General features: G+C 67.2%; 18 protein-coding genes. 13 read left to right on the forward strand and 5 right to left on the reverse strand.

Annotated elements, in window-relative coordinates:
* Window positions 1-102: 102 nt before the first annotated feature.
* Together purN and purM are read right to left on the reverse strand one after the other, a co-directional pair.
* Window positions 103-690, reverse strand: a complete 588-nt coding sequence (purN, locus tag C5F46_RS09375; RefSeq protein ID WP_107325098.1) for a phosphoribosylglycinamide formyltransferase — start codon at window positions 688-690, stop codon at window positions 103-105.
* Entirely contained in the window at window positions 687-1,733 is a 1,047-nt protein-coding gene (gene purM, locus C5F46_RS09380) for a phosphoribosylformylglycinamidine cyclo-ligase (RefSeq protein ID WP_107325099.1), read from the reverse strand. Before purM ends, purN begins: the two co-directional genes overlap by 4 nt.
* A 217-nt stretch (window positions 1,734-1,950) precedes the next feature.
* Between purM and C5F46_RS09385 the strand changes: the two genes are divergently transcribed.
* A complete protein-coding gene (locus tag C5F46_RS09385) occupies window positions 1,951-2,934 on the forward strand; it encodes a hypothetical protein (protein ID WP_107325100.1) in 984 nt (327 codons plus the stop codon).
* A gap of 32 nt (window positions 2,935-2,966) precedes the next feature.
* Here the strand turns inward: C5F46_RS09385 and edd are convergent, their stop codons facing one another.
* Window positions 2,967-4,772 carry a phosphogluconate dehydratase gene (gene edd, locus C5F46_RS09390; protein WP_107325101.1) on the reverse strand — a complete coding sequence of 602 codons (1,806 nt, stop codon included), beginning with the start codon at window positions 4,770-4,772 and terminating at the stop codon, window positions 2,967-2,969.
* Between the two features lie 175 nt (window positions 4,773-4,947).
* On the opposite strand from edd, the gene C5F46_RS09400 reads away from it, so the two are divergent.
* From C5F46_RS09400 to C5F46_RS09415, 4 genes are all read left to right on the forward strand, one after another.
* Complete coding sequence (locus C5F46_RS09400; protein ID WP_133618344.1) at window positions 4,948-5,568, forward strand: DUF6778 family protein; 621 nt, start codon at window positions 4,948-4,950, stop codon at window positions 5,566-5,568.
* A gap of 94 nt (window positions 5,569-5,662) precedes the next feature.
* The gene (locus tag C5F46_RS09405) at window positions 5,663-6,874 is read left to right on the forward strand and encodes an RSP_2647 family RNA methyltransferase (protein WP_107325104.1); all 1,212 of its coding nucleotides are present in this window, start codon (window positions 5,663-5,665) and stop codon (window positions 6,872-6,874) included.
* Window positions 6,871-7,413, forward strand: a complete 543-nt coding sequence (locus tag C5F46_RS09410) for an RSP_2648 family PIN domain-containing protein (protein WP_107325105.1) — start codon at window positions 6,871-6,873, stop codon at window positions 7,411-7,413. The genes C5F46_RS09405 and C5F46_RS09410 overlap by 4 nt, the downstream gene beginning before the upstream one ends.
* Entirely contained in the window at window positions 7,410-7,898 is a 489-nt protein-coding gene (locus C5F46_RS09415) for a DUF2478 domain-containing protein (protein WP_107325106.1), read from the forward strand. Before C5F46_RS09410 ends, C5F46_RS09415 begins: the two co-directional genes overlap by 4 nt.
* Before the next feature lie 12 nt (window positions 7,899-7,910).
* On the opposite strand, the gene C5F46_RS09420 is transcribed toward C5F46_RS09415, so the two are convergent.
* Complete coding sequence (locus tag C5F46_RS09420) at window positions 7,911-8,783, reverse strand: radical SAM protein (RefSeq protein ID WP_107325107.1); 873 nt, start codon at window positions 8,781-8,783, stop codon at window positions 7,911-7,913.
* A gap of 174 nt (window positions 8,784-8,957) precedes the next feature.
* Between C5F46_RS09420 and zwf the strand changes: the two genes are divergently transcribed.
* From zwf to C5F46_RS09460, 8 genes are all read left to right on the forward strand, one after another.
* Window positions 8,958-10,421, forward strand: coding sequence for a glucose-6-phosphate dehydrogenase (gene zwf, locus C5F46_RS09425; RefSeq protein ID WP_107325108.1), 1,464 nt, complete (start codon window positions 8,958-8,960; stop codon window positions 10,419-10,421).
* Window positions 10,418-11,089: a 6-phosphogluconolactonase gene (gene pgl / locus C5F46_RS09430; RefSeq protein ID WP_107325109.1), complete on the forward strand. Its 672-nt coding sequence runs from the start codon at window positions 10,418-10,420 to the stop codon at window positions 11,087-11,089. The genes zwf and pgl overlap by 4 nt, the downstream gene beginning before the upstream one ends.
* A gap of 1 nt (window position 11,090) precedes the next feature.
* On the forward strand, window positions 11,091-12,710 hold the full coding sequence (gene pgi, locus C5F46_RS09435) for a glucose-6-phosphate isomerase (RefSeq protein WP_107325110.1): 1,620 nt from the start codon (window positions 11,091-11,093) through the stop codon (window positions 12,708-12,710).
* Window positions 12,707-13,177 carry a YbaK/EbsC family protein gene (locus tag C5F46_RS09440; RefSeq protein WP_107325111.1) on the forward strand — a complete coding sequence of 157 codons (471 nt, stop codon included), beginning with the start codon at window positions 12,707-12,709 and terminating at the stop codon, window positions 13,175-13,177. The genes pgi and C5F46_RS09440 overlap by 4 nt, the downstream gene beginning before the upstream one ends.
* A 109-nt stretch (window positions 13,178-13,286) precedes the next feature.
* Window positions 13,287-13,754, forward strand: a complete 468-nt coding sequence (locus tag C5F46_RS09445) for a DUF2852 domain-containing protein (protein WP_235820135.1) — start codon at window positions 13,287-13,289, stop codon at window positions 13,752-13,754.
* Window positions 13,755-13,877: 123 nt separating this feature from the next.
* The gene (locus tag C5F46_RS09450) at window positions 13,878-14,708 is read left to right on the forward strand and encodes an arginyltransferase (protein WP_107325118.1); all 831 of its coding nucleotides are present in this window, start codon (window positions 13,878-13,880) and stop codon (window positions 14,706-14,708) included.
* A gap of 200 nt (window positions 14,709-14,908) precedes the next feature.
* Complete coding sequence (locus tag C5F46_RS09455) at window positions 14,909-16,015, forward strand: TRAP transporter substrate-binding protein (RefSeq protein WP_107325112.1); 1,107 nt, start codon at window positions 14,909-14,911, stop codon at window positions 16,013-16,015.
* A 254-nt stretch (window positions 16,016-16,269) separates the two neighbouring features.
* Window positions 16,270-17,373 carry a TRAP transporter substrate-binding protein gene (locus C5F46_RS09460; protein WP_107325113.1) on the forward strand — a complete coding sequence of 368 codons (1,104 nt, stop codon included), beginning with the start codon at window positions 16,270-16,272 and terminating at the stop codon, window positions 17,371-17,373.
* Window positions 17,374-17,665: 292 nt separating this feature from the next.
* On the opposite strand, the gene C5F46_RS09465 is transcribed toward C5F46_RS09460, so the two are convergent.
* Window positions 17,666-18,769: TRAP transporter large permease subunit (locus tag C5F46_RS09465; protein ID WP_146160220.1), on the reverse strand; the 1,104-nt coding region annotated here is incomplete at its 5' end.

Genomic DNA, 18,769 nt, shown 5'->3' on the forward strand with positions numbered 1-18,769 from the left:
AACGCTCCGCGGGGGATATTTTTACCAAGATGAAAACCCGCTCCTTCATCTTGGCCCAAATATCCCCGCCGGAGGCTTCCGCAGCCGCCACCGGGCGCAAGGTCAGATCATCAGGGGGCTGCGGTTACCTTCAGCGAACCGGCGCAGAACAGCGGGATAAAGCAGATGCTCACGCGTCAGCACACGAGCGGCCAGCGTTTCGGGCGTGTCATCCGGCAGCACCGGGACACGCGCCTGTCCCAGGATCGGGCCATCATCCAGCACCGGTGTCACCTCGTGCACAGTGCAGCCGGCCTCGCCATCCCCCGCCGCGATCGCGCGGGCATGGGTGTGCAGGCCCGGATATTTCGGCAAAAGCGAGGGGTGGATGTTCAGCATCCGCCCCGCGAAGCGTTCCACAAAGGCGGGGGTCAGCACCCGCATGAACCCGGCCAGGCAAAGAATGTCAGGCTCTGCCGCAAGGATCGGCTTGAGCAGTTCGGCCTCGAAGGCGGCGCGATCACGGCCATGGGGGCGATGGTCGATGGCCGCCGTGGGCACACCCAGTAGCGCGGCCCGGTCAAGCCCGGCAGCCGTGGCATCATTTGATACCACCAGCACCGCGCGGGCGGGGTGATCGCCGGTCATGCTTTCGACGAGACGGACCATGTTCGACCCGCCGCCCGAAATCAGGATGACGACGCGTTTCACGCCAGCCGGCCCCGGTAGCTGACCCCCGGCCCCGGCTGCACATGGCCCAGCCGCGCGACGGTTTCGCCCATGCCTTCCAACACCCCGGTCAGGTCTTCGGCCCGGTCGGCGGCGACCGCCAGGATCATGCCGATGCCCGAATTGAAGGTTTTCAGCATCTCGGCCTCGGCGATGCCCGCGGTTTGGGCCAGCCAACCGAACACCGGCGGCAGGCCCCAGGCATCAAGGTCGATTTCGACCCCCAGCCCCTCGGGCAGCACGCGCGGCAGGTTTTCGGTGATACCGCCGCCGGTGATGTGGGCCGCGGCATGCAAGCCCCCTGCCCGCAGAGCCGCCAGCACGGGTTTGACGTAAAGCCGCGTCGGAGCCAGCAACTCTGCGCCCAGCGTGCCCGGCCCGAAGGGCGCGGGCGCGTCCCAGCCCAGCCCGGACCGCTCGACGACCTTGCGCACCAGGCTGTAGCCGTTGGAATGCACCCCCGACGAGGCCAGCCCCAGCAGCACATCACCCGCCACGACGCCTGCGGGCAATTCGCCGCCGCGCTCCATCGCGCCCACGGCAAAGCCCGCAAGGTCGAAATCGCCCGCATGATACATGCCCGGCATCTCGGCCGTCTCGCCGCCGATCAGGGCACAGCCCGACTGGGCGCAGCCCGTCGCGATGCCCTCGATGATGCGGGTGGCCTGATCGACGTCAAGCTTGCCGGTGGCGAAGTAATCAAGGAAAAACAGCGGCTCGGCCCCCTGGCAGACCAGATCGTTGACGCACATGGCGACAAGGTCGATGCCGATCGTATCGACATTGCCGGTGTCGATGGCGATGCGCAGCTTGGTGCCCACGCCGTCGGTGGCAGCCACCAGAACCGGGTCGGTGTAGCCCGCGGCCTTCAGGTCGAACAGCGCGCCAAAGCCGCCCAGCCCCGACAGGGTGCCGGGCCGGGCGGTGCGTTTCGCCGCTGGTTTGATCCGCTCGACCAGCGCATTGCCTGCGTCGATATCGACGCCGGCCTCGGCATAGGTCAGCCCGTTCTTGCCTGCGCTCATGGCCCGTCTCCTTTGGGGTCTCCGTCGCGCGCAGCCCTAGCGCAAAGGGCCGGGTTTGAAAAGCGCCCGCGCGGCCTTTGCCGGCAGGGATCGGCAGGGTTGGGTTCTGCCCATCCCTTGCCGCCGCCCGCCATGGCCACACCTTGCGATTGCCGCGACAGAGCGACGATTGCGCCTGTGCCCGCGCCCCTGTAGGGCTGGACCGGGGACAGAACCGATGGCAACTGACATCTTCAATGTGGTCTGCGTGGCCCAGTCTGGTCGGCTAGAGGCCGAGGCGGTGCTGTTCGCCGCCTCGTTTTGCGCGATGAACCCCGCGTTTCCTGGCCGCCTGATCGTGGCCGAGCCGCAGCCCGGCCCTCGCTGGCCCGATGACCCGCGCATCAGCTCCCCGGTGCGCGCCTTTCTGGAGGCGCAGGGCGCGCAGATCGTGCCGTTCGAGGCGCGCGCCTTTGGCGCCAGCTATCCGCAGGGCAACAAGATCGAGATGTTGGGCACCCTGCCCGATGCGCCCTTTGTGTTCTTTGATACCGACACGCTGTTTACCGGCCGGATCACAAGCGTCGGCTTCGATTTCGACCGCCCCGCCGCCTCGATGCGGCGCGAGGGAACCTGGCCCGAGCCGCCGCTTTATGGCCCCGGCTACGCGGCGATCTGGAGATCGCTTTACGACCGTTTCGGGCTGGAATTTGCCACCTCGCTGGATCTGTCGCAGCCCGATGAGCATTGGGAGCGGTATCTGTATTTCAACGCGGGATGGTTCTTTCACCGCAGCCCCCGCACCTTTGGCGAACGGTTCCTGGCCTATGCGCTGTCGATCCGCGACGACCCGCCCGAAGAACTGGCCTGCCAGAGCCTTGACCCCTGGCTGGACCAGATCGCGCTGCCGCCGGTGATCCACTCCTTTGGCGGCGGGCGGCCGGGGCCGGGCCTGACGGGGCTGGATGGCGATGTCAGTTGCCATTACCGGGCGCTGCCCCTGCTATACGCGCGCGAAAGCGACCGGGTGGTGGCGGTGCTGGAAGAGGTCTGCGCCCCCAACAAGGTCAAGAAACTGCTGCGCGAGCATGAGCCTTTTCGCAAGCTGGTTTATCAGGGCAAGGGGCGCAAGATCCGCGCGATGTTCGACCGCGCCGCCCTGCCGCGCCGCGAACAGGCGTTGCGCAACGCGATCCGCCGCGCCGGGCTGTGGCTGCGCTGAGGCGCGGCGGACAGATCGCAAGCAGATCGCCGTCAGATCACCAGCGCCGCGCCCTCGGTCGCGGGGCCGACATTGCGGCGGAACGCCTCGAACAACTCGCGTCCGCAGCCCGTGGCATTGGCGGCCAGATCGGGCGCCACCGGCGCGCGGTCGGCAAAGCCTGCCGTCAGGCAGTCCAGCGTTCCGGCCCCGGCATCAAGGCAGATCAGATCGCCATCGCGCAACCGCGCCAGCGGCCCGCCCTCGGCGGCCTCGGGGCTGACGTGAATCGCGGCGGGCACCTTGCCCGAGGCACCCGACATCCGCCCGTCGGTCACCAGCGCCACGCGCAGCCCGCGGTCCTGCAACACCGCCAGCACCGGCGTCAGCGAATGCAACTCGGGCATTCCGTTGGCCCGCGGCCCCTGAAACCGCACCACCACCACCACATCCGAGGTGAACTCGCCCCGCTGGAAGGCGGCCTTCACTGTGGCCTGATCGGCAAAGATGCGCGCAGGCGCGGTGATCGCCTGACGCTCGGGCGCCACGGCCGACACCTTGATCACCCCGCGCCCCAGATTGCCCGCCAGTTGCCGCAGCCCGCCCGATGGCGCAAAGGGCGCGGCGACGGGGCGCAGGATACGCTGGTTCAGGCTGGCCGCGGGGCCTTCCTGCCAGAGCAGTTCGCCGCCGATCAGCTTCGGCTCGCGCCGATAGGCGGCCAGCCCCTCGGCCATGATCGTGCGTGCATCGTCATGCAGCAACCCCGCATCCAGCAACTGCCCGATCAGAAAGCCCAGCCCCCCCGCGGCGTGGAAATGGTTCACATCCGCCAACCCGTTGGGATAGACCTTGGCCATCAGCGGCACCACATCGGATACCGTGTCGAAATCCTCCAGATCGAGCACGATCCCCGCCGCCCGCGCCATCGCGGGCAGGTGCAGCACAAGATTGGTGGACCCGCCCGTTGCCATCAGGCCGACCAGCGCGTTGACAAAGGCGCGCTCGTCCAGGATTTCGGCGGCGGGGCGATAGTCGTTGCCCAGCGCGGTGATTTCCGTGGCCCGGCGCGCACCGGCCGCCGTCAGGGCTGCGCGCAGCGGCGTGCCGGGGTTGACAAAGCTGGCCCCCGGCAGATGCAGGCCCATCACCTCCATCAGCATCTGGTTGGTGTTGGCGGTGCCGTAAAAAGTGCAGGTGCCGGGGCCGTGATAGCTGGCCATTTCGGCCTGCATGAGCGCCGCACGATCCACCGCGCCGGTAGCAAATTGCTGACGCACCCTGGCCTTTTCATCGTTCGGCAGGCCGCTTGTCATCGGGCCTGCGGGCAAAAATACCGCCGGCAGGTGGCCAAAGGCCGCCGCCGCCATCACCAGCCCCGGCACGATCTTGTCGCAGACCCCCAGAAACACCGCCGCATCAAAGGTGTTGTGCGACAGCGCCAGCCCCGCCGACAGCGCGATCACATCGCGCGAGAATAGCGACAACTCCATTCCCGGCTGGCCTTGCGTGACCCCGTCGCACATCGCCGGAACCCCGCCCGCCACCTGCGCCGTAGCGCCTGCCGCGCGCGCCGCCTGACGGATCACCTCGGGGTAATGCTCATAGGGCTGATGCGCCGAAAGCATGTCATTATAAGCGGTGACGATGCCCAGATTGGGCGCCCGCCCCGCCGCCAACGCGGGTTTGTCGGCGCCAGTGGCGGCATAGGCATGAGCCTGATTGCCGCAGGTCAAATGCGCCCGCGCCGGCCCCGCCGCAGCCGCGGCCCGGATGCGTGCCAGATACTCGGCCCGTGGCACCGCCGAACGGGCACGGATACGGTCGGTAATGCGGGCGATGACAGGATGCAGGGACATGGGAACCTCGGGCCGGGAATGATCCTTCCTAGCCGGTTAGCGCTAACCGATCAATTCCGTTCGCGGATGCAAAAATTCCCCGACTTGGCCATTATTTGCCCCTAAAGAGGTAACCACAACCATAGCAACGCCGGTCAACTGCCCCGCCCGGCACAATACGAACAAGAGGTTCAAGATGCGCAAGAGTATTGGTTCCGGCCTGATCGTGATGGCTTTGGCGCTGTCGGCCTGTGCGCCGGCCCCAATGTCGGGGTCGTCCGACGGCTCGGCGCCGGTCGCGGCCACCGCGCCCGCCCCCACGGCCGCAATTTACGCCGTGCGCGCGGTTCAGGTCCGTGTGCCCGACACCCTGCGCGTGTCCGAGGCGAACCTGTTTTATCCGCTGGCCGATATCGTGTGGCGCGGCGACCCTGCGGGCAACCGCTACACGCAGGTCAAGGCGATCTTTGACGCGGCCGCAACCCGCGCCACCCGGCCGATGACCAAAGGCCCCCGTGTCGTGGCCGAAATCGATGTGCAACGGTTCCACTGCCTGACCGAAAAGGCCCGCTACAGCGTGGGCGGCGTGCATTCGATCGAGTTCCTGCTGACGGTGCGTGATGCCCGCACCGGCGCCCTGATCGACGGGCCGCGCAAGGTCAAGGCCGATCTGCCCGCCTCGGGCGGCAACCGGGCGATTGCCGAAGATGCGGCGGGCATGACGCAAAAGGTTCTGATCACCGACCATCTGGAACGGGTGATCCGGGCTGAACTGTCGCGCCCGGCAAGCCCGGCCGCCCCGGCGACAGGCGACTGAAGACTGACGGCGCGGGGGCGGGGCGCCTGATGGTGCTTTCGCAACCCGCCCGATCGGGATAGAGGAAGGCCAGTCCCCCAACCACAGGCCCCCGATGACCCAGACCGATCTGCCCCGCCCCCTTCCCGTTGTGCGCCTGCGCCCCAAGGCCGAGGCCCGCGCGATCCGGCACGGTTTTCCGTGGGTGTATTCCGACGAACTGGTCACCGACCGGCGCACACAGGCGCTGGCACCCGGCACGCTGGCGCTGCTGGAGGATGGCGAGCGGCGCGCGCTGGGGCTGGTCACGGTCAACCCCGGCTCCAAGATCATCGCGCGGATGCTGGACCGCGACCCCGAGGCGGTGATCGACCGGGGTTGGATCGCGGCGCGCATCGCGCGGGCGGCGGCGCTGCGCGAGCGGCTGCATGACGCGCCCTTTTACCGGCTGGTTCATGCCGAAGCCGACGGCCTGCCCGGCGTGATCATCGACCGCTTTGGCGATGCGGCGGTGATTCAGCCCAATGCCGCCTGGGCCGAGGCCGCGCTGGGCGATCTGGCCGCGGCGCTGACCGAGGTGACGGGCGTGACCACCATCGTCAAGAACGGCGCCAGCCGGTCGCGCGCGCTGGAGGGCCTGCCCGAGGAAACCGTGGTGCTGACCGGCGCGCTGGATGGCCCCGTGGCGGTGCCGATGAATGGCGCGGTCTACATGGCCGACCTGCTGGGCGGGCAAAAGACCGGCCTGTTCTTTGACCAGCGCCCCAACCATGCCTTTGCCGCGCGGCTGGCGCGGGGGGCGCGTGTGCTGGATGTGTTTGCCCATGTCGGCGGCTTCGGGCTGGCGGCGCTTGCGGGCGGCGCGGCCAGCGCGCTGGCCGTCGATGGATCGGCACCCGCGCTGGCGCTGGCCGAACAGGGCGCGGCGGCGATGGGGGCCGGGGCGCGCTTTGCCACGCGGCAGGGCGATGCCTTTGCCACGCTGGAGGCGCTGGCCGCCGAAGGCGCGCGCTTTGATCTGGTGGTCTGCGACCCGCCCGCCTTCGCCCCCTCGAAACAGGCGCTGGAAGCGGGGCTGCGCGCCTATGAACGGGTGGCACGGCTGGCAGCGCCGCTGGTGGCGCCGGGGGGCTATCTGGGGCTGTGTTCGTGCTCGCATGCCGCCGACCTGACCGCCTTCCGCAACGCCAGCGCGCGCGGCATCGGGCGCGGCGGGCGGCGCGGGCAACTGATCCACACCGGCTTTGCCGGACCTGACCATCCGATGCTGCCGCAGCTTGGCGAAACCGCCTATCTCAAGGCGCTGTTCTTCCGGCTTGATGGATGAAAATGGTTCTGGACGCCTGCGTCCTTTACCCGACCGTGCTGCGCGAAATCCTGATCGGCGTGGCGCGCGCGGGGCTGTTCGCGCCGCTCTGGTCCGACCGCATCCTTGAGGAATGGGCGCGCGCCGCGGCCCGTCTGGGGCCGGGGGCCGAGGCCGTGGCGCGCGGCGAGGTCGCGGCGTTGCGCGCGGCATTTCCCGGCGCAGCGGTGCCCCGCCACGCCGGGCTGGAGGCGCGGCTTGATCTGCCCGACCGGAACGATATCCACGTTCTTGCCGCCGCCATCGCGGGCAGCGCCGACGGGATCATCACCTTCAACGCCGTCGATTTTCCGCGCGCCGCACTGGCCGCCGAAGGGCTGACCCGGCGCGATCCCGACGGGTTCTTGTGGGAATTGTGGTCGCATCACCCCGAAACCGTCGTCGCCGCAACCGAGGCGGTGCGTGCCGAGGCCGAGCGGCTTTCGGGCCAGCCGCAGCCGCTGCGGGGGCTGATGAAACGGGCCAAGCTGCCGCGACTGGGCAAAGCGCTGGCGGCATGAGGCTGGGCTTTGTCTCTTGCCCGGATCGTGGCGCGGCCGACCGGCTGCTGGCGGCACTGGCCGAGGGGCTGCTGGCGCGCGGGGTGGCGGTGGCCGGGCTGGTGCAAGACCCTGCCGATGGCCCGGTCTGCACAATGACCGTGCGGCTTTTGCCCGACGGGGCGCGGCTGGGCATCAGCCAGACCCTGGGCGCGGGCGCCGAGGGCTGCGCGCTGGATACCGGCGCACTGGAAACCGCGCTGGGCGAGGCCGCGGCGCGGCTGCGCCCAGACACCGCGGTGCTGATCCTCAACAAATTCGGCCGGATCGAGGCCGAGGGCCGCGGCTGCCGCCCCCTGATCGCCACCGCGCTGGACGCAGGGGTGCCGGTGATCCTGTCGGTGCCACCCCGGATGCGCGCCGATTTTGACGCCTTCGCCGGCGATCTGGCCGAGGAAATCGCACCCGATCTGCCCGCCCTTCTGAACTGGCTGGACCGGGCGTGAAACGGGCGCCGCTCAGGCCGCAGCCGGTGCCACGCCGCAGGCCGCGCAGTGCGGATGCAGCGCGGTGACGGGCCGCGCGGCCTCGGCCAGCGTCGCGCCCATCTCGAAGCGCGGATCATAGGGCAGGAACGGACAGGCCAGCACCACCGGCGCAGCCGCCCCCTTGCGCCGCACCACCATCCGCCCCGTCGCGCAGGCCGGGGTCGCCCCCGCCTCGGCCGGGGTGCCGCCGATTTCGGCCGGAATGCTCAACTGCGCGGGATCGAAGGCATCCAGCGGCCAGCGCCGCGCCGCAAACAGCGCCGCATAGCCCGCCCGCAACGCTGCCGCATCCTCGGGCCAGCGCCCGCGCCCGGCCACCTCGACGCGAAAGCCCCGGCCCAGCAACCCGTCGATGCCCTGCACCGTGCGCGCGAATGCCCCCATCCGACGCTCGCCATCATGCCGGTCGGCCCGGAAATGATCGAGCGAGACGCGCAGCACCAGCCGCGGCCCGAAATCGCGCAGCAGATCCAGCAGACCGGCCTGAACGCGCGGGCGCTGCATCGGCCCCATGCCGTTGGTCAGCACCACCGCGTGCCCGGCACGGGCCAGAACCGCGCGCAGAATCTCGATGATGTCGGGGTTCATGAACGGCTCGCCCCCGGTCAGCACCACCTCGGGCAGATCAGGTGCCTGATCCAGAAACGGCACCACATCGGCGACCGTCAGATACGACAGGCGGTCATTTTCGGGCGAGCTTTCCATGTAGCAATGCGCGCAGGTGATGTTGCACAACGATCCCGCGTTCAGCCACAACTGGCCCAAACCGGCAAAGGGCACCTGAACCGCACCCGCCGCTGTCGCGCTCTGGCCTGCCTGCGCCAGATCTCTTGAATGATCCATTTCACCCTCGCGTTACGCTATAACATAATTTTCCTTAGCCGCCGCATCGCCGCCTGAACAGGGGGGGGTCATCACGTCTGTGTGCCTGCCGGGCCGCGGGGCACGCTGGACTTTGCCGGGCCGGGGCGGCACAAAGGCTTGAGGTCCGATCCCAGGGCCGAAGCGGAGTTGCAGATGGTGTCTCGCGTGATTCCGGTCGATCCGTTCGATCTGGTGGTTATTGGCGCCACCGGCGATCTCGCCCAGCGCAAGATCCTGCCCGGACTGTATCGGCGCCACCTGGCGGGGCAGATGCCGCCCGAGGCACGCATTCTGGGCGCCGCCCGGTCCGACCTGACCGAGGCCGCCTTTCGCGCCATGGTGGCCGACGCGCTGGCCGCACATGTGGACGCGGCCAAGCAGCACCCCGCCGAAATCGCCGCCTTTCTGAAACGGATCGGCTATGTCGCCATCGACGTGTCGGGGGCTGCGGGATGGGGGGCGTTGAAAGCCGCGCTGCGGCCCGATGTGGTGCGGGCGTTTTACTTCTCGGTGGCGCCGGGGCTGTTTGGCGAGCTGGCCGAACGGCTGCACGAGCACGGACTTGCCACACCCCAAACCCGGATCGTGGTGGAAAAGCCCTTTGGCCGCGATCTGGCCTCGGCACGGGCGCTGAATGCCACGCTGGCCGCACATTTTGCCGAACATCAGATTTACCGGATCGACCATTATCTGGGCAAGGAAACCGTTCAGAACCTGATGGCCGTGCGCTTTGCCAACATCCTGTTCGAGCCGCTGTGGAACGCCCAGTATATCGACCATGTGCAGATAACGGTCGCCGAAGCCGTCGGTGTCGGAGGCCGGGGGGCGTATTACGACAAGTCAGGCGCGATGCGGGACATGGTGCAAAACCACATGCTGCAACTACTGTGCCTGATCGCGATGGAGCCGCCCTGGCATTTCGACCCCGACGCGGTACGCGACGAAAAGCTGAAGGTAATTCGCGCATTGCAGCCGGTGCCCGCGCCCGACATCGTGCGGGGGCAATATGTGGCGCGCGACCCGGCGCCGGGGGGGGCGGGCTATCTGCATGATGCGGGCAACCCCGCCAGCCGCACCGAAAGCTATATCGCGCTCAAGGTGCATGTGGCCAACTGGCGCTGGACCGGGACACCGTTCTATCTGCGCACCGGCAAGCGGCTGCGCGCGCGCACGTCGGAAATCGCCATCACCTTCAAGGAGCCGCCGCATTCGATCTTTGACGATGCTCGCGGCTGGCGCGAAAACGTGCTGGTGATCCGGCTGCAACCGAATGAGGGGATCAACCTGAAGGTGATGATCAAGGAACCGGGGCCAGGCGGAATGCGGCTGGTGCAAGTGCCGCTGGACATGTCCTTTGCCACCGCGCTTGGCGAGGATGGTACCGACATTCCCGACGCCTATGAACGGCTGATCATGGATGTGATCCGCGGCAACCAGACCCTGTTCATGCGCGGCGACGAGGTCGAGGCTGCCTGGGCCTGGACCGACCCGATCATCGCCGCATGGGAGGCGCGCGGCGACCGCCCGCAGCCCTATGACGCAGGGTCTTCGGGGCCAGAGGATGCGCTTATGTTGATGCACCGCGATGGCCGACGCTGGCGGGAGATCCGCGAATGAAGATCATCGACTACCCCGACCGCGAGCTGATGGCGCTGTCGCTGGCTGACCGGCTTGCCAGCGAATTGTCCGAAACGCTGCGGATGCAGGGCCATGCCAGCCTGTGTTTGCCGGGGGGCACCACGCCGGGGCCGGTGTTCGACACGCTGTCGGGGGTCGATCTCGACTGGGCCAAGGTTGCGGTGTTCCTGAATGACGAACGCTGGGTGCCCGAGGACAACCCGCGTTCCAACACCGCGCTGTTGCGCGCGCGGTTCCTGCGCGGCCCGGCCGCTGCGGCCCGGCTGATCCCGCTTTATGCCGCAGCCCCAACGCCCGAAGACAGGCTGGACGAACTGACCGCAGGGATCACCCCGCATCTGCCGATTTCGGTGCTGCTGCTGGGCATGGGGGCCGACATGCACACCGCCAGCCTGTTTCCCGGTGCCGACCGTCTGGCTCAGGCGCTGGCCCCCGATGCGCCGGCGCTGATGGCGCTGCGCGCCGATGCCGCAGGCGAGCCACGCATCACCCTGACCGCTCGGGTGTTGAAGGCGGCGCTGCGGCTGCATATCCTGATTACCGGAGCCGACAAACGCGCCGCGATTGAACGCGCCGCCAGCCTGCCCCTTGAACAGGCACCCGTCCGCGCCGTGCTTTCCCACGCCACGATCCATTGGGCTGAATGACATGACCATCTGGGACGAGTTGCACCTGCACCATGCCGCGGTGAAGGATCGCCCGATTTCCGAATTGTTCGAAAATGAAAATCGCGCAGCCGATTTCAGTGCGGAATTCGGGGCTTTTCTGTTCGATTACTCCAAGACCAACATTGATGCCACGACGCGCGATCTGCTGATCCGGCTGGCCGAGGCGCGGGGCGTCGCGGCCCGGCGTACGGCGATGTTTCAGGGCGCGCGGATCAACGAAACCGAAGACCGGGCGGTGCTGCACACCGCACTGCGCGCGGGCGCGGCCACGATCCCCGTGGACGGGCAGGATGTAATGCCAGCGGTTCGCGCCACGCTGGCGCGGATGCGCACCTTTGCCGAAGATGTGCGCGCCGGCCGGTTTGCCGCGCAGGGCGGGCGCATTACCGATGTGGTCAATATCGGTATTGGCGGGTCTGACCTTGGGCCGGCGATGGCCACGCTGGCGTTGGCGCATGTGCATGACGGGCCGCGGTGCCATTTCGTCTCGAACGTCGATGGGGCACATGTGCATGACACGCTGGCGGTGCTGAACCCCGAAACGACGCTGGTGATCGTCGCCTCCAAAACCTTTACCACGGCCGAAACGATGGCCAACGCCGAAACCGCCCGGCGCTGGATGGCGGCGCGGGTGGCCGACCCGGCGGCGCAATTCGTGGCGCTGTCGTCGGCCACCGGGCGCACCGCAGAATGGGGCATCGCGCCCGAGCGGGTGTTCGGCTTTGAGGATTGGGTCGGGGGCCGCTATTCGGTCTGGAGCCCGATCGGGCTGTCGCTGATGCTGGCGATCGGGGCGGCACGCTTTGATGGCTTTCTGGCCGGGGCGCGGGCGATGGACGGGCATTTCCGCACCGCCCCTTTTGCCGAAAACCTGCCGGTGCTGCTGGCTTTGGTTGGGATCTGGCACAACCAGATCTGCGGCTACGCCACCCGCGCGGTGCTGCCCTATGACCAGCGACTGGCGCGCCTGCCCGCCTATCTGCAACAGCTTGAGATGGAATCGAACGGCAAGCGTGTCGCGATGGATGGCACCGACCTGCCGTTTCACTCGGGCCCCGTGGTCTGGGGCGAGCCGGGCACCAACGGGCAACATGCCTTTTATCAACTGATCCATCAGGGCACCCGCGTCGTGCCCTGCGAATTTCTGTTGGCCGCCAACGGGCACGAGCCTGATCTGGCGCATCAGCATTTGCTGCTGGTCGCCAATTGTCTGGCCCAATCCGAGGCGCTGATGCGCGGCCGGTCGCTGGACGAGGCGCGCGCGCTGATGGCTGCCAAGGGGCTGTCGGGCGCCGAACTGGACCGGCAGGCGCGGCATCGGGTGTTTCCGGGCAACCGGCCCTCGACCACGCTGCTGTATCCGCAGCTTACGCCCGAAGCACTGGGGGCGATCCTGGCGCTGTATGAACATCGGGTGTTTGTCGAGGGCGTGATTCTGGGCATCAACAGCTTTGACCAATGGGGGGTCGAACTGGGCAAGGAACTGGCGCTGGCACTGGCCCCGGTGCTGGAGGGGCGCGATCCGGGCACCGGCAAGGACGGCTCGACCCGCGCGCTGGCCGCGCGGATTGCAGAGCTGCGGGCAGGTCCGCCAGCATGAGCAAAAGCCTGAACCGGGTGCAGGCCGCGCTGCGCGATGCGGGGCTGGCTGTCGAGGTGCTGGAGATGGGCGCCGAAACCCGCACCGCCGAACAGGCCGCTGCGGCGGCGGGCTGCACGGTCGATCAGATCGCCAAGTCAATCATCTTTCGGGGCGAAACATCAGGCCATGTGATGCTGTTCCTGACGGCAGGCGGCAAACAGGTCTGCACCGACAAGGCCAGCCGGGTGGCGGGTCAGCCGCTGGGCAAGGCCGATGCGACGCTGATCCGGGCCGAAACCGGCTTTGCCATCGGCGGCGTGGCGCCCGTGGGCCATCTGACCCCGGTGCGCGCTTTTCTGGACCCCCGCCTGACGCAGTTTGCGACAGTCTGGGCAGCGGCGGGCACCCCGCGCCACATCTTTTCCATCGCGCCCGCCGATCTGCTCCGCGTCACCGGGGCCAAACTGGCCGACTTCACCGAATAGTGCGGGCGGGATGTAAACTTTCTTTACATCACCCCTTGAAGCCAACCCGTGCAACGCCGATCTTACGCATGTGAAACAAATTCACATCCTTGACGCCACGGAGTTCGCCATGCCCAGCACCGCCCCCTTTCCGAACACCGTCCAGATGCGGCCCGAACACGCGCAATGCTTCAACGCCGTCTACAGCCGCTTTCTGCGTGCCGAAGACTGGCTTGACGCGCGCGGTCGCCGCGCCTGGATCGTCGTTCTGGTTCTGTCCTTCATGTTCACCGGCCCGTTCGGGCTTGTGGGTCTGGCCTATCTGGCCTGGACCGGACGGCTGAGTTCCTCCAGCCCGCGCTGGCAGGCAACGTCCATGGCCGCTCCGCGCCGCTTTACCGGCAATGCCGCCTTTGACACCTACAAGGCCGACATGCTGGCCCGGCTGGAACGCGAACAGGCCGAGTTCGAGGCCTTCCTTCACCGCCTGCGCGCCGCCCGCGACAAGGCCGAGTTTGACCAATACATGGACGAACGCGCCCGCGCCGCAGCCGCCCCCGAAGCCCCGGCCGAACCAGGCGAGCGCGACGGGCGCTGACCGTTCCCACGGGATCCATTTGCGCCGCCCCGGCCACCGGGGCGGCGGTTGTGACATTAGGCTTGGCGGGTCGGGCGCAACTTGCTAGCGTAATGGCAGGATCGCCCTTATATCCGGCCGATGATGCGCCACTCCCTTCCCCTTGCCCCGCAGTTCTATGTGACCGCGCCGCAGCCCTGCCCCTACCTTGAGGGGCGGGCCGAACGCAAGCTGTTCACGGCGCTGCAAGGCGAGGGGGCGGAAAAGCTGAACAATGCGCTGTCACGACAGGGGTTTCGCCGGTCGCAGAACGTGCTCTATCGCCCCTCTTGCGCCGATTGCGCGGCATGCCTGTCGGCGCGCATCCGGGTAGCCGATTTTGAACCAAACCGCAGCCAGCGCCGCACCCTGAAACGCAACGCCGACCTGCGCCGCACCGCCACCAGCCCTTGGGCAACCGAGGAGCAGTTTTCGCTGTTCCGCCGCTATCTGGACAGTCGCCACGCCGATGGCGGCATGGCCGACATGGACATTTTCGAATTTGCCGCGATGATCGAGGAAACCCCGGTCAAAAGCCGGGTGATCGAATATCGCAGTGCACCGCCCACCCCCGGCGCGGCGCGCCCGCTGATCGCCGTCAGCCTGACCGACGTGCTCGATGACGGGCTGTCAATGGTCTACAGCTTTTACGACCCTGACCGGCACGACGCCTCGCTGGGCACCTATCTGATCCTGGATCATGTCGAAATCGCGCGCCGCGCCGGGCTGCCCTATGTCTATCTGGGCTACTGGGTGCCCGGTAGCCGCAAGATGGGCTACAAGGCCAAGTTCGGCGCGCTGGAAATCTACAAGGGCGGGCAGTGGCAGCCGATCGGCGATCCGTCGGACCATTCCGGCGAAACCCACCCGCTGTCGGTCGATCCGATTGCCGAGCAGGTGGCCCGGATCGCGCTGCCAGACACACGCGGGGGTTGATCACCCCGCACCCCGCGCCGCCCTGCCGGGTAGATGCCAAATAAAAAGGCATTCAAGGACTTAGCCGAAACAGTGCGAAACGCCGCAGACCTGTTCGGCCCTTCTGGACAGGCGTTTTCCCGCGTGTAAGATGCGCGCACATCCGGTTCAGGCCGCCCCAGGGCCGCCGCCGGGACAGATCAATCATGGGAGGAGCCCCAATGGATCGTCGTTCATTCCTGACCAAGGCCGCCATCGGTGGCGCGGGCGCGGCCGCAGCCGGCACGCTCGCGGCGCCCGCGCTGGCGCAGTCGGCGCCAAAAGTGACCTGGCGCCTGACCTCGTCGTTCCCGAAATCGCTCGACACGATCTTCGGCGGCGCCGAAGTGCTGTCGAAAATGGTGTCCGAGGCGTCGGACGGCAATTTCCAGATTCAGGTCTTTTCGGCCGGGGAACTGGTGCCGGGCCTTCAGGCTGCCGATGCCGCGGCCAATGGCACGGTCGAGGCCTGCCACACCGTGGGCTATTACTACTGGGGCAAAGATCCGGCCTGGGCAGTTGCAGCCGCGGTGCCGTTCTCGCTGTCGGCACGCGGCATCAATGCCTGGCATTACCACGGCGGCGGGATCGACCTGTATAACGAATTCCTCGCGAAACAGGGCCTGTTCGGCTTGCCGGGTGGCAACACCGGCGTGCAGATGGGCGGCTGGTTCCGCAAGGAAATCAACACCGTCGCCGATCTTCAGGGGCTCAAGATGCGGGTCGGCGGCTTTGCCGGCAAGGTGATGGAAAAACTGGGCGTGGTGCCGCAGCAGATCGCGGGTGGCGACATCTACCCGGCGCTGGAAAAAGGCACCATCGACGCGACCGAATGGGTCGGCCCCTATGACGACGAAAAGCTGGGCTTCTACAAGGTCGCGCCCTATTACTATTATCCCGGCTGGTGGGAAGGTGGCCCGACCATCCACTTCATGTTCAACAAGGCGGCCTATGAGGGCCTGCCCCCGTCGTATCAGGCACTGCTGCGCACCGCGGCCCATGCGACCGACGCCGACATGCTTCAGAAATACGACTACAAGAACCCCACCGCGATCAAGTCGCTGGTGGCGCAGGGCGCGCAACTGCGCCCGTTCAGCCCCGAGATTCTGGAAGCCTGCTTCAACGCCGCCAACGAGGTCTATGCCGAGATGGAGACCACGAACCCCGAATTCGCCAAGCTCTGGGGCTCGATCAAGGCGTTCCGCAACGACAACTATCTGTGGACGCAGGTCGCGGAATACAACTACGATACCTTCATGATGATCAAGCAGCGCGGCGGCCAGTTGTAAGGCCCGTCACGGGCGCCCCGCGCCACGTCCGATCCGACCCCGAAGCGCGCGCCCCGCGCTTCGGGGTTTTTCTTTGCGCTGCGCGCCCCTGTTTGCGGTGGCATCTCGGGCGGCATCGCAGGCCCGATCACGGAGCTTTACAGGTGCTGAGCGACAGCTAAAGTAACGCGGCGACCACGGGCCGGGAGGAGCCGCCTACACTGGCGGGCCGGAACCCTGTGGGACAGCCAAATCATGACGGGAGGAGTTATCGAATGGATCGTCGTTCGTTCATCCGCAAGGGGGCGCTGGGCGGCGCCGCCGCTGCGGCTGCAGGCCTTGCCACGCCCGCACTTGCGCAAAGCGCACCCAAGGTCAGCTGGCGGCTGACCTCGTCGTTCCCCAAATCGCTCGACACGATCTATGGTGCGGCGGAAACCATGGCGAACTACGTCACCAAAATGACCGACGGGAATTTCACCATTCAGGTGTTTTCCGCGGGCGAACTGGTGCCGGGCCTGCAGGCCGCCGATGCCGCGGCCAACGGCACGGTCGAGGCCTGCCATACCGCGTCCTATTACTATTGGGGCAAAGACCCCACCTATGCGCTGGGCACCGCCGTGCCGTTCGGGCTGAACGCGCGCCAGCAGAACGGTTGGTTCTACTACGGCAACGGCAACGAGCTGCTGAACGAGTTTTACAATGCCCAAGGCCTGCACGCCCTGCCCTGCGGCAATACCGGCGCGCAGATGGGCGGCTGGTATCGCAAGGAGATCAACACGCCCGAAGATCTTAAGGGCCTGAAAATGCGGATCGGCGGCTTTGCCGGCAAGGTGCTGGAACGACTCGGCGGCGTGCCGCAGCAGATCGCGGGTGGCGACATCTACCCGGCGCTGGAAAAAGGCACCATCGACGCGACCGAATGGGTCGGCCCCTATGACGACGAAAAGCTGGGCTTCTACAAGGTCGCGCCCTATTACTATTATCCCGGCTGGTGGGAAGGTGGCGCCTGCCTGCACGCGATGTTCAACAAGGCGGCATGGGACAGCCTGCCCGACGCCTACAAATCGGTGCTGACCGCCGCGTGCCAGGCCGCCAACAGCGACATGATGGCGTCGTACGACTTCAAGAACCCGACCTCACTGAAATCGCTGATGGCGAATGGCGCGCAACTGCGCCCGTTCAGCGCAGAGGTTCTGGACGCCTGCCGCAAGGCCTCGGACGAGGTCTATGCCGAGATCACCGCGACCAACGCCCCCTTCAAGAAGATCTTTGACAGCCAGCAGGCGTTCAAGAAGGATGCCTATCTCTGGGCGCAACTGTCGGAATACACGTTCGACACCTACCAGATGATCCAGCAGCGCAACGGCACGCTCTGATCGCTTTGGTGCGGGGCCGCGCGACGGCCCCGCACATCCTGACGGGTTTCCCGTTCCGGGTCTTGCAGGCGCAACGCCCCGCCAACCGGGCGGCGGCGGATAAAGCTCACCGTTCCGTCTCCGCTTGCCGGTACCAAGATCGCAGGCTGTTTCAGCGTCCGGCCGGGGCGGCTGCGGGCGCGCGCCGCCCCTTGCGCTGGCGTTGGCAGGAACGGCCGTTATCTTTTTCGGGCCACGCGGGGGGTGAAACGAAACCGGCGGCCCGAAGGCCGCCGGTCGTGTCTTGCAAGGCTCAATTGCCGGGGATCGCGGGCGGGGTGCCGAAATTCGGCCCGCCCGTGCCCAGACCACCCAGCCCCCCGCCCGGCGCAGGCGGCAGGCCAAGGCCCCCGCCCGGCGCAGCAGGCGCCCCCGGCGGAGGAAAGCCGCCCAGTCCACCAAAGCCGCCGCCACCCAGCCCCGGCATGTCGGGCAGGGTCATCTGCACCTTGGACGGGTCGATAGCCGGGCCCTTGTAGTGCATCACCATCTGCGGGAAGGCGATCACCACGGCGATCATCACGATCTGGATCACCACAAAGGGCACCGCCCCCCAATAGATCTGACTGGTCTTGACCGGCTCGGTCCACTTGCCCGTCACCTTGTCGATGAACCGCTGCCGCGGCGCGACCGAGCGCAGGTAGAACAGCGCAAAGCCAAACGGCGGGTGCATGAACGAGGTCTGCATGTTCACCGCAAGGATGATCCCGAACCAGATCAGGTCGATACCCAGCGCCTCGGCCGCCGGCGCCAGCAGCGGCACGATGATGAAGGCCAGCTCAAAGAAGTCGAGGAAGAAGGCCAGCAGGAACACCAGCACCGAAACCGCGATCAGGAAGCCCATCTCGCCCCCCGGCAGCGAGGTCAGCAGATGTTCGACCCAGATGTGCCCGTTCACCCCGTAGAAGGTCAGCGAGAACACCCGCGCGCCCAGCAAGATGAACATCACGAAGGCAGACAGCCGCGTGGTCGAGGCCAGCGCCGAGCGGATCACCTCAAGGCTCAGCCGCTTTTTCACAAAGGCCAGCACCAGCGCGCCGACCGCGCCCATTGCGCCGCCCTCGGTGGGGGTGGCCACGCCCAGAAAGATCGTGCCCAGCACCAGAAAGATCAGCGCCAGCGGCGGGATCAGCACGATGATCACCTGACTTGCCAGCCGCGACATCAGGTTGAGCTTCAGCGCCCGCTCCAGCAGCGCAAAGGCATAGAGCATGATCACCGCCAGCCCCGCGGCCAGAATGCCCGCATTCTTGCCATGCCCCGGCTCCAGCCAGACCTCGGCGGCGTAGAAAATGCCTACCGCAATCGCCAGAAACACCACCAGCGAGGTCACACCGGACCCCAGCGTACGCGCCTC

The sequence above is a fragment of the Phaeovulum veldkampii DSM 11550 genome, from assembly GCF_003034995.1.
Taxonomy (GTDB): Bacteria; Pseudomonadota; Alphaproteobacteria; order Rhodobacterales; family Rhodobacteraceae; genus Phaeovulum; species Phaeovulum veldkampii.

What these genes read in the sequence shown, in the direction of transcription:
- purM (WP_107325099.1), bottom strand. Translation starts at nt 1,733, where the DNA reads ATGAGCGCAGGCAAGAACGGGCTGACCTATGCCGAGGCCGGCGTCGAT.
- C5F46_RS09445 (WP_235820135.1), top strand. Translation starts at nt 13,287, where the DNA reads ATGCCCAGCACCGCCCCCTTTCCGAACACCGTCCAGATGCGGCCCGAA.
- C5F46_RS09385 (WP_107325100.1), top strand. Translation starts at nt 1,951, where the DNA reads ATGGCAACTGACATCTTCAATGTGGTCTGCGTGGCCCAGTCTGGTCGG.
- zwf (WP_107325108.1), top strand. Translation starts at nt 8,958, where the DNA reads ATGGTGTCTCGCGTGATTCCGGTCGATCCGTTCGATCTGGTGGTTATT.
- edd (WP_107325101.1), bottom strand. Translation starts at nt 4,772, where the DNA reads ATGTCCCTGCATCCTGTCATCGCCCGCATTACCGACCGTATCCGTGCC.
- C5F46_RS09410 (WP_107325105.1), top strand. Translation starts at nt 6,871, where the DNA reads ATGAAAATGGTTCTGGACGCCTGCGTCCTTTACCCGACCGTGCTGCGC.
- C5F46_RS09455 (WP_107325112.1), top strand. Translation starts at nt 14,909, where the DNA reads ATGGATCGTCGTTCATTCCTGACCAAGGCCGCCATCGGTGGCGCGGGC.
- C5F46_RS09400 (WP_133618344.1), top strand. Translation starts at nt 4,948, where the DNA reads ATGCGCAAGAGTATTGGTTCCGGCCTGATCGTGATGGCTTTGGCGCTG.
- C5F46_RS09440 (WP_107325111.1), top strand. Translation starts at nt 12,707, where the DNA reads ATGAGCAAAAGCCTGAACCGGGTGCAGGCCGCGCTGCGCGATGCGGGG.
- C5F46_RS09420 (WP_107325107.1), bottom strand. Translation starts at nt 8,783, where the DNA reads ATGGATCATTCAAGAGATCTGGCGCAGGCAGGCCAGAGCGCGACAGCG.
- C5F46_RS09450 (WP_107325118.1), top strand. Translation starts at nt 13,878, where the DNA reads ATGCGCCACTCCCTTCCCCTTGCCCCGCAGTTCTATGTGACCGCGCCG.
- pgi (WP_107325110.1), top strand. Translation starts at nt 11,091, where the DNA reads ATGACCATCTGGGACGAGTTGCACCTGCACCATGCCGCGGTGAAGGAT.
- C5F46_RS09405 (WP_107325104.1), top strand. Translation starts at nt 5,663, where the DNA reads ATGACCCAGACCGATCTGCCCCGCCCCCTTCCCGTTGTGCGCCTGCGC.
- C5F46_RS09415 (WP_107325106.1), top strand. Translation starts at nt 7,410, where the DNA reads ATGAGGCTGGGCTTTGTCTCTTGCCCGGATCGTGGCGCGGCCGACCGG.
- pgl (WP_107325109.1), top strand. Translation starts at nt 10,418, where the DNA reads ATGAAGATCATCGACTACCCCGACCGCGAGCTGATGGCGCTGTCGCTG.
- C5F46_RS09460 (WP_107325113.1), top strand. Translation starts at nt 16,270, where the DNA reads ATGGATCGTCGTTCGTTCATCCGCAAGGGGGCGCTGGGCGGCGCCGCC.